2 pseudogenes are annotated in these 872 nt (G+C 66.3%); both read right to left on the bottom strand.

Features of this window, described 5'->3' with window-relative positions:
• Positions 1 to 254 (bottom strand): annotated as a pseudogene (locus tag IE318_RS45815) (site-specific integrase); the annotation flags it as partial.
• Between the two features lie 388 nt (positions 255 to 642).
• Positions 643 to 872, bottom strand: a pseudogene (locus tag IE318_RS45810) (hypothetical protein); the annotation flags it as partial.

The raw sequence follows: 872 nt of genomic DNA, 5'->3' as shown, positions 1-872 counted from the left end.
TGATGACGTTCTCCACCCAGTACGGCAGCCACTCGGCGAGCTTGGCCGACCGGGTCGGCACGGGCACGCCCTGGTCGGCCTTGTCGAGCAGTTCCCGGCGCTTGGCATCGCACTCGGCCCAGGTCTTGCCATAGGCGAACGTGCGCGCGGGTGCCGTCCGGCTGGAGCACGTAGACCGCGCACTGATAACGGCCGTCCTTGCGCTTGGTGATCGTGCCGGCGCCGTTCGGGTTGCGCTTGCGCTGACCGGCCATCAGGCAGCCTCCTCGATCTGGCCGAGGATGAAGCCCCGGACGGCGTTTCCAGGGCGACTGAAGCCCGTGCCCCATCCGTGCCCGATCCGACGGGGAACCACGGGGAACAAGCGGTCAATGACGGGAGTGCTCAGCACTACGGCCCCCGACCAATCCGCCTGGTCAGGGGCCGTTCACCTGCGGTGGGTGTGGGATTTGAACCCACGGTGGCTTGCGCCACGACGGTTTTCAAGACCGCTCGTCGGTCACGATGAGCAAGCCGGAAACCGCTCGTCAGATCGCGCTGGGCATGTATCTCGCTGCTGTGAGTCCGGCCATCGTCCGCAGCCTCGCATTGTGGGACCGCAGCCCTCTGCAGGATTTCTTCGCGCCGCGGCTAGGTCGTGTTTTAGAAGTCGGTGGCCTGTCTGGTTGGCCGTCCGGGGAAGTCGCGGGAGGCCATCCAGATGGTGAGGTCGCGGGCGATGTCGTTGATGCTCGTCGCCGTGGTGACCTCGTGCTCGTTGCGGGAGGCGTCACGGCGGACGATCTCGTAGCCGCCTTCGTCCAGGACGGCCACTGAGGCGAACCACACTGGATCGTCCTCGTCGGGCTGGACGACCACGAAGGTGTTGTCGA

It is taken from the genome of Streptomyces spiralis (genome assembly GCF_014654675.1).
Classification (GTDB): domain Bacteria; phylum Actinomycetota; class Actinomycetes; order Streptomycetales; family Streptomycetaceae; genus Streptomyces; species Streptomyces spiralis.
This window is presented reverse-complemented; position numbering and strand designations above follow the sequence as displayed.